Origin of the sequence: Pseudomonas lactis (assembly GCF_001439845.1) — a bacterium.
In the GTDB taxonomy this organism is placed as follows: Bacteria; Pseudomonadota; Gammaproteobacteria; order Pseudomonadales; family Pseudomonadaceae; genus Aquipseudomonas; species Aquipseudomonas lactis.
Genome location: NZ_JYLO01000016.1, coordinates 134,453 through 143,040 on the forward strand (window position 1 = coordinate 134,453; position 8,588 = coordinate 143,040).

At 61.9% G+C, this 8,588-nt stretch carries 7 protein-coding genes; 6 read left to right on the plus strand and 1 reads right to left on the minus strand.

The features are described from left to right. Positions 1-115: 115 nt before the first annotated feature. The 6 genes from TX24_RS25580 to TX24_RS25605 all read left to right on the plus strand — a co-directional run bounded on the left by TX24_RS25580 (position 116) and on the right by TX24_RS25605 (position 7,558). A complete protein-coding gene (locus TX24_RS25580; protein WP_003189983.1) occupies positions 116-1,396 on the plus strand; it encodes a glycerate kinase type-2 family protein in 1,281 nt (426 codons plus the stop codon). Continuing rightward, positions 1,386-2,801, plus strand: coding sequence for a pyruvate kinase (gene pyk / locus TX24_RS25585; protein WP_057711602.1), 1,416 nt, complete (start codon positions 1,386-1,388; stop codon positions 2,799-2,801). The genes TX24_RS25580 and pyk overlap by 11 nt, the downstream gene beginning before the upstream one ends. Positions 2,802-2,932: 131 nt before the next feature. Next, positions 2,933-3,823: an urea transporter gene (locus TX24_RS25590; protein ID WP_057711604.1), complete on the plus strand. Its 891-nt coding sequence runs from the start codon at positions 2,933-2,935 to the stop codon at positions 3,821-3,823. 31 nt (positions 3,824-3,854) lie between these two features. After that, positions 3,855-4,679 (plus strand): ion transporter, encoded by an 825-nt coding sequence (locus tag TX24_RS25595; protein WP_003189978.1) that lies wholly within the window; start codon positions 3,855-3,857, stop codon positions 4,677-4,679. Between the two features lie 94 nt (positions 4,680-4,773). Further along, entirely contained in the window at positions 4,774-5,775 is a 1,002-nt protein-coding gene (locus TX24_RS25600) for a sulfate ABC transporter substrate-binding protein (RefSeq protein ID WP_003189977.1), read from the plus strand. Positions 5,776-6,352: 577 nt separating this feature from the next. Next, on the plus strand, positions 6,353-7,558 hold the full coding sequence (locus tag TX24_RS25605; protein ID WP_057711605.1) for an MFS transporter: 1,206 nt from the start codon (positions 6,353-6,355) through the stop codon (positions 7,556-7,558). A 110-nt stretch (positions 7,559-7,668) separates the two neighbouring features. Here the strand turns inward: TX24_RS25605 and TX24_RS25610 are convergent. After that, on the minus strand, positions 7,669-8,588 hold a 920-nt coding region (locus TX24_RS25610), incomplete at its 5' end, for a M10 family metallopeptidase C-terminal domain-containing protein (RefSeq protein WP_208604737.1).

Consider the following 8,588-nt stretch of genomic DNA (forward strand, 5'->3'; position numbering starts at 1 on the left):
CACGCTTTGGGCGCAGAGCGTCCCGGACTGCATTCCCACGCAGAGCGTGGGAACGATCGCAGAGCGTGGGAACGATCGCTGCACCTCTAATAAAGAATCCCCCGGGAGCCCGCTTATGTCGGTCGATCCGCAACACCTGCTTCGCGAGCTGTTTGCCACAGCCATCGACGCCGCCCACCCCCGGCAAGTCCTCGAACCCTACCTGCCTGCCGACCGCAGTGGCCGTGTGATCGTGATCGGCGCCGGCAAAGCCGCGGCCGCCATGGCGCTGGTTGTCGAAGACTGTTGGCAGGGCGAAGTCTCGGGCCTGGTGGTCACCCGCTATGGCCACGGCGCGCCATGCAAAAAAATCGAAGTAGTCGAAGCCGCCCACCCGGTTCCGGATGCAGCCGGCCTTGCCGTGGCCCAGCGCGTGCTGGAACTGATCAGCCATCTGGGCGAAAACGACCGCGTGATCTTCCTGCTCTCCGGCGGTGGCTCGGCACTACTCGCCCTGCCCGCCGAGGGCATCACCCTGGCGGACAAGCAAGCCATCAACAAAGCCCTGCTTAAATCCGGCGCCACCATTGGCGAGATGAATTGCGTGCGCAAGCACCTCTCGGCGATCAAGGGCGGGCGCTTGGCCAAGGCCGCGTGGCCGGCCACGGTGTACACCTACGCGATCTCCGACGTGCCGGGTGACCAGGCCACGGTGATTGCCTCGGGCCCGACGGTCGGCGACCCGAGCACCTCGCAACAGGCCCTGGCGATCCTCAAGCGCTACCACATCGACGCCCCCGCTTCGGTGCGCAGTTGGCTTAACAACCCCGCCTCGGAAACCGTCAAGCCCGGCGACCCGGTGCTTGCCCGCAGCCACTTCCAATTGATCGCCCGCCCGCAGCAATCGCTTGAAGCGGTGGCGGTCAAAGTACGCCAGTCCGGTTTCAGCCCGCTGATCCTCGGTGACCTTGAAGGCGAAGCCCGCGATGTGGCCAAGGTACACGCCGGCATCGCCCGGCAGATCGTGCAGCACGGCCAGCCATTGGCGGCGCCGTGCGTGATTCTTTCGGGGGGCGAAACCACCGTCACCGTACGCGGCGACGGCCGTGGCGGGCGCAATGCGGAATTCCTCTTGAGCCTCACCGACAGCCTCAAGGGCCTGCCCGGCGTGTACGCCCTGGCCGGCGATACCGATGGCATCGACGGTTCAGAAGACAACGCCGGCGCGATCATGACCCCCTGCAGCTACCGCCGTGCCGAAGCCCTGGGCTTGTCGGCCAGTGATGAGCTGGACAACAACAACGGCTACGGCTATTTCGCCGCCCTGGGCGACTTGATCGTCACCGAGCCGACGCGCACCAACGTCAACGACTTGCGCGCCATCCTGATCCTTGAGACTGCCAACCATGACGCCTGACAAGAAGGTCAAAATCCTCGCCACCCTGGGCCCGGCCACCGACGGTATCGACGACATCCTTGAGCTGGTGGAGGCCGGGGTGAATATCTTCCGCCTCAACTTCAGCCACGGCGACCACGCCGACCATGCCCAGCGCTACCAGTGGATTCGCCAGGTCGAGCGCCAGCTCAACTATCCGCTCGGTATCCTCATGGACCTGCAAGGGCCGAAGCTGCGGGTGGGACGCTTTGCCGAGGGCAAGGTGCAACTGGTGCGCGGCCAGGCCCTGCGCCTGGACCTGGATGAAACCCTGGGCGACCAACGCCGGGTCAACCTGCCCCACCCGGAAATCATCGCGGCCCTGGAGCCGGGCATGGACCTGCTGCTCGACGACGGCAAGCTGCGCCTGCGCGTGATCACCAAGCATGCCGACGCCATCGACACCACCGTGCTCAATGGCGGCGAACTGTCTGACCGCAAAGGTGTGAACGTCCCACAAGCGCTGTTGGAACTGAGCCCACTCACCGCCAAGGACCGTCGCGACCTGAGCTTCGGCCTGGAGCTGGGTGTGGACTGGGTGGCGCTGTCGTTTGTGCAGCGCCCGGAAGACATTCGCGAAGCCCGCGAACTGATCGGCGATAAAGCGTTTCTGATGGCCAAGATCGAGAAACCTTCGGCGGTGCAGCGGCTGCAAGAAATCGCCGAACTGAGCGACGCGATCATGGTGGCCCGGGGTGATTTGGGTGTGGAAGTGCCGGCCGAGAGCGTGCCGCAGATCCAGAAAGACATCATCAGCACCTGCCGCCAACTGGGTAAGCCGGTGGTGGTGGCCACGCAGATGCTCGAATCCATGCGCTTCTCGCCGGCACCCACCCGCGCCGAAGTCACCGATGTCGCCAACGCGGTGGCCGAAGGTGCAGATGCGGTGATGCTGTCAGCGGAAACCGCCTCGGGCGAGTACCCGCTGGAAGCGGTGCAGATGATGAGCAAGATCATCCGCCAAGTGGAAAACGGCCCGGACTACCAGGCGCAGCTGGATGTCAGCCGGCCCAAGGCGGATGCCACGGTGTCGGACGCCATCAGCTGTGCGATCCGCCGCATCAGCAGCATCCTGCCGGTGGCGGTGCTGGTGAACTACAGCGAGTCCGGCAGTTCCAGCTTACGCGCGGCGCGGGAACGGCCGGTTGCGCCGATCCTCAACCTCACGCCCAACTTGTCCACGGCGCGACGCCTGAGCGTGGCGTGGGGCGTGCACTCGGTGGTCAATGATCGGCTGCGCCAGGTGGATGAGGTGTGTTCCACCGCGCTGGAAATTGCCCAGGCCCAGGGCATGGCGCAGCGTGGCGATACCTTGGTGATTACCGCGGGGGTGCCGTTCGGGCAGCCGGGGTCGACCAACTCGCTGCGCATAGAGACGCTGATTTAGCGCCTGTCAGGGCCTCATCGCGGGCAAGCCCGGCTCCCACATTTGATCGAGTTTGCATGTCGAACATCAATCAAATGTGGGAGCTGGCTTGCCTGCGATGAGGGCAACTCGGTCTTATTGACTCAACCCAAATGCACAACCCAACCTGCCCCGACTGGGCCGAAGCCCTGCTCAACGGCTTCAGCCAAATCTTCCTGCAGCGCCATCCGCTGTGCGGACTGCTGTGTCTGCTGGCGATTCTGATCGGCGCCCCGGCCTTGCTTGGCGGGGCCGTGCTTGGCGGGGCCTTGCTGGGGGGAGTCGCAGGGTTGCTCACGGCCCAGCGCCGGGGGTATCCCAAGTCCGAGCGCCAGGCCGGGCTGTATAGTTACAACGGCGTACTGCTGGGCCTGTTGATCAGCCAGCACTTTGCCTGGTCGGCGCTGGTGCCACCGCTGATCCTGGCGTGCGGCGGCTTGAGTGCCATCCTCACCCGGCACTGGTTGAAACACGCGACCCAGCCCCAGGATTTACCGGCCTATACCGCGCCCTTTGTGGGTCTGGGTTGGTTGCTGCTCGGCCAGAGTCCTGAAAACACCCTTGCACTGATCGAGCCCGACACTGTCGCTGTAGTGGCCGCGCCCTTCGCCGGCCTTGGGCAAATCATGCTGCTGGACCAGCCCCTGGCGGGTGTACTGATCGCCCTGGGCTTGCTGCTGGCCGACCGCCGCGCCGCCGCGTGGGCCTTGGGCGGCGCCACTCTCGGCATGCTGGCCGGCTGGTGGCTGAATGACCCCACTGGCGCCCTGCTCGGCCTGCACAGTTATAACCCCGCGCTGGCCGCCCTGGCCCTGTGCTCGTCACGTCGCCAGCCCTGGTTGCCACTGCTGGGCATTGGCCTGGCCATCCTGCTCACCCCGGGCTTTGCCGGCCTACACCTGCCCGCGCTGACCGCGCCGTTTATCCTCGCGTGCTGGCTGGTGCGCGCCGGTCAGCGAATGCTGCACAAGCCTCACATGGACAGCCCGTTCGAATCGCCCTAGGCTTGCTCGATATTCGTTTCAGGCAGGGTTTATGGACAGCAACAACGACTGGCGCCAGCGCCTCTACATCATGGTGTTCCAAAGCGACACCGTCGCCGGGCGGCGCTTTGACGGCATCCTGCTGCTGATCATCCTCGCCAGCCTGGTGATCGTGATGCTCGACAGCATCGACACAATCCATCAGAACTACGCCGACGTGCTGGCCTATATCGAGTGGGGCTTCACGCTGATCTTCGCCATCGAGTACGGCCTGCGCCTGTATTGCTCGCCCAAGCCGCTGCGCTATGCCTTCAGTTTTTATGGCTTGGTGGACCTGCTCGCCATCGTCCCCGGCATCCTCGCGCTGTACTACAGCGACGCCCAGTATCTGCTGATCATCCGCATCATCCGCATGCTGCGTATCTTCCGCGTGCTCAAGCTCAGCCCGTACCTCAAGCAGGCCAACTACCTGATGGCCGCGCTGCGCGGCAGCAAGCAGAAGATCGTGGTGTTCCTGGTCAGCGTGTGCACCCTGGTGACGGTGTTCGGCACCTTGATGTACGTGATCGAAGGCCCGGAACATGGCTTCACCAGTATTCCCAAGGGCATCTACTGGGCCATCGTCACCCTGACTACCGTGGGCTTCGGCGATATCGTGCCCAAGACGCCCTTGGGCCAGGTGATTTCGTCGCTGGTGATGATCACCGGTTACTCGATCATCGCCGTGCCAACAGGTATTTTTACCGCCGAGCTGGCCAGTGCCATGCGCGGCGAACAGCTGCACACTGAATGCCCAGCGTGCAAGAAGGACAGCCATGAACCCAACGCCGCATTTTGCGCGCGCTGTGGCAGCAATCTGTTTCGCAAACTGGAATAAGCAAAGTTCTTTTTAATCTTTAAAGCTCTATGCGGGCCCGGCTATAGTCGCTGGCAAATTGCCTCCCCTCTTCTCGAACAACAAGGAATGAGCAGTGAAAAAAATCCTCAGCGCCTCCCTACTGGCCGCCGGCCTGGCCCTGGCGGGCTCCGCCCAGGCAGCGACCACCCTGCTCAACGTCTCCTACGACGTGATGCGCGATTTCTACAAGGACTACAACGCCGCCTTCCAGAAGCACTGGGCAGCCGAGCACCCAGACGACAAGCTGACATTGCAGATGTCCTTCGGCGGCTCCAGCAAACAAGCGCGCTCGGTGATCGACGGCCTGCCCGCCGACGTGATCACCATGAACATGGCCACCGACATCAATGCCTTGGTCGACAACGGCAAACTGGTGCCGGACAACTGGGTAACGCGCTTGCCGAACAACAGTGCGCCGTTCACCTCCGCCACGGTGTTTATCGTGCGCAAAGGCAACCCCAAGGCGTTGAAAGACTGGCCCGACCTGCTCAAGGACGGCGTGCAGGTAATCGTCCCCAACCCGAAAACCTCGGGTAACGGCCGCTACACATACCTCTCGGCCTGGGGCTACGTGTTGAAGAACGGTGGCGATGAAGAAAAGGCCAAGACCTTCGTTGGCAAGTTGTTCAAGCAAGCGCCAGTACTGGACACCGGTGGCCGCGCCGCCACCACCACCTTCATGACCAACCAGATTGGCGACGTGCTGGTGACCTTTGAAAACGAAGCCGAAATGATCGCCCGTGAATTTGGCCGTGATCAGTTCGAAGTGGTCTACCCAAGCGTCTCCGCCGAAGCCGAACCGCCGGTGTCAGTGGTGGATAAAGTGGTCGAGAAAAAAGGCACCCGTGCTGCGGCCGAGGACTACCTCAAGTATCTGTGGTCGCCCGAAGGCCAGGAAATTGCGGCCAACAATTACCTGCGCCCACGGGACCCGAAGGTACTGGCCAAGTACACCGACCGGTTCCCGAAGGTGGACTTCCTGTCGGTGGAGAAGACCTTCGGCGACTGGCGCACGGTGCAAAAGACCCACTTCAATGATGGCGGCGTGTTCGACCAGATCTACTCTGGCCAATAACCCATCTGACTGAATCAACTCGGTCAAACCTGTGGGAGCTGGCTTGCCTGCGATGACGGCGAGTCAGCTTGCACATGAGCGGCTGATCCCCCGCCATCGCAGCATAGGTATCTACACAACTTTGTAGGTTGCAGCAGCCAACGCTAACCACGATGCGAAGCGAGCCGCTCTTGATCTGGCTTTTGATCTTAGGCGCCCCGTTAAACCACGCTGGCCGAACGCAGGCTTGAATTCGTGGGTAACCCGGCAGGACGCCGGGTGAGCCGCCGTCAGGGCGGAACCCTAAGTGGCCGTTACCTAAATAACGGATATGTACCCGGTCCAACTGTGTCGCCTGCCAGCCCACCTTCGCGAGCAAGCCCGCTCCCACAGTTGGATCGTGGGGTGTCAGGTAGATAGGGGGCGGCTGCCAGGCTGTCATCGCAGGCAAGCCAGCTCCCACTTTTTTTGCGCGAAGCAGATGTGTCTGAATGTATCATCAGCCGACATAAGTGATATCACCACAAGCAACCTACTCACTTGCAGGCCTTGTCTTTACTCTCCCCACCTCATCGTCCTTCGCCTTTATGAGTACACCATGAACGCAACCTCTCCCGCTGCTGGCACCATGACCCGGGGCATGGTCATGCTGTTCGCGTTTTGCTGCGGCGCCATCGTCGCCAACATCTACTACGCGCAACCGATCATCGAGCTGATTGCCCCAGACATTGGCCTGACGCCGGCAATGGCCAGCCTGATCGTGTCCCTCACGCAAATCGGCTATGCCCTGGGCCTGTTCTTTCTGGTGCCCCTGGGCGACCTGCTGGAAAACCGCAAGCTGATGATTGCCACCACCGTCGTGGCGATCGCCAGCCTGTTGGGTGCGGCGTTTATCGAACAGCCGAACCTGTTCCTGCTGGTGTCGTTACTGATCGGTTTCAGTTCCGTCTCGGTGCAGATCCTGATTCCGCTGGCCGCACACCTGGCGCCGGCCGAGTCTCGTGGCCGGGTGGTCGGCAGTATCATGGGCGGCCTGCTGCTGGGCATCCTGCTGGCACGGCCGGTGTCGAGCGTGGTGGCCGACCACTTCGGCTGGCGGGCGATGTTCATGGCGGCCGCGGCGCTGATGGCGTTTATCAGCGTGGTGCTGATGCTGACCATCCCCAAGCGCCAACCCGATCACAGTGCCAGCTACGGCCAGTTGCTGCGCTCCCTGGGCACTCTGCTGCGTGAGCAACCACTGTTGCGCCAGCGGGCGTTCTACCAGGGTTGCATGTTCGCCGCCTTCAGCCTGTTCTGGACCGCCGTGCCATTGGAACTGGCACGTAACCACGGCCTGAGCCAAAGCGAAATCGCACTGTTTGCCCTGGTCGGTGCCCTCGGTGCCATCGCTGCACCCATGGCCGGTCGCCTGGCCGATGCCGGCCATACCCACCGCGCCTCGCTGCTGGCGATGCTGTTTGGTGCGCTGAGCTTCCTGCCGGCGTTGGTGCACCCGCTCTACAGCGTGATCGGCCTGGCAATCACCGGGGTGGTCCTGGATTTCTGCGTGCAGATGAACATGGTCCTCGGCCAACGCGCCATCTACGCCCTCGACGCCCACAGCCGCAGCCGTCTGAACGCGCTGTACATGACCAGCATCTTCATTGGCGGAGCATTCGGTTCGGCGATTGCCAGCAGCGTGTATGAACACGGCGGCTGGTTGGGTGTAATGCTGGTGGGCAGTGCGTTTGCACTGGTCGCTCTGTTGCGCTTTTGGACTGTGTCACGTAAAGCCTCGTCGGCCGCCCTCCACGCGCCCTGACAGGCCCTTGAGCCGCACATCACGGGGTTTCACAACGCAAAAAGGGGCGGGACTTAATCAACCGTTGAATAAGTCCCGCCCAGCCTTACTTAGTACAGTGGATCAAACCCTCAAAGATAACCGCCATCTTTAATGTTGAGCCCTATGACATCTTCCGGACTGATCATTCGGGTACTCTTGATCAGGAAGTCGGTCTTGCCATCTCCGTCCAAGTCTATCGCCAGCAAATAACGGCCAGACAGCGGGTTAAACTTGATGATGGTGTCGCCCGCCTTCCCCGTGTAGTTATCGACGAAGTTCAACGATACCTTGCCGTCGAGCGCCATCTGCGAGAGGTCGATCTTGTCTTGCCCTGTGTTGAAGTCCAACAGCAAGTCGGCATTGGCGCGGGTTGAATCACTAAAGGCATTGAACTTGAAGGTATTCCAGCCGCCGCCGCCCACCAACGTATCGGCTCCCGCGCCACCGGTAAGCACGTTATCGGCACTGTTACCTATGATGCGGTCGTTACCGTGGCCACCCACGGCATTTTCGATCACCGTCTTCTCACCGATGCGAACGTTTTCCCTCATCCCGCCTACACTGGAAAACGCACCGCCACGCAAGTTGATGATTTGATCCTGCTTGAAGCCAGAGAAATCAAACGTATCGTTCCCACGCTCATCCCAGATGTTGAACTCTGGCTTATCGGACGCGGACGTCAGGGTGGTTTCCCGCTTGCCAGTATTTGAATTGAATCCGTAGGTGGTGTCATCGGTCCGGGGGTCGCCGCCTGGCCTGGGCCGGTCAACGACTGGCTGCTTGGTGCCTTCTGGCTTGGGCTGATCTACCACTGGCTGCTTGGTGCCCTCTGGCTTGGGCTGCTCTACCACTGGCTGCTTAGTGCCTGCTGGCTTGGGCTGATCTACCACTGGCTGCTTAGTGCCCGCTGGCTTGGGCTGATCTACCACTGGCTGCTTAGTGCCCGCTGGCTTGGGCTGATCTACCACTGGCTGCTTAGTGCCCGCTGGCTTGGGCTGATCTACCACTG

Coding starts and splice junctions, on each gene's coding strand:
- pyk (WP_057711602.1), top strand. CDS start 1,386: ATGACGCCTGACAAGAAGGTCAAAATCCTCGCCACCCTGGGCCCGGCC.
- TX24_RS25595 (WP_003189978.1), top strand. CDS start 3,855: ATGGACAGCAACAACGACTGGCGCCAGCGCCTCTACATCATGGTGTTC.
- TX24_RS25580 (WP_003189983.1), top strand. CDS start 116: ATGTCGGTCGATCCGCAACACCTGCTTCGCGAGCTGTTTGCCACAGCC.
- TX24_RS25590 (WP_057711604.1), top strand. CDS start 2,933: ATGCACAACCCAACCTGCCCCGACTGGGCCGAAGCCCTGCTCAACGGC.
- TX24_RS25605 (WP_057711605.1), top strand. CDS start 6,353: ATGAACGCAACCTCTCCCGCTGCTGGCACCATGACCCGGGGCATGGTC.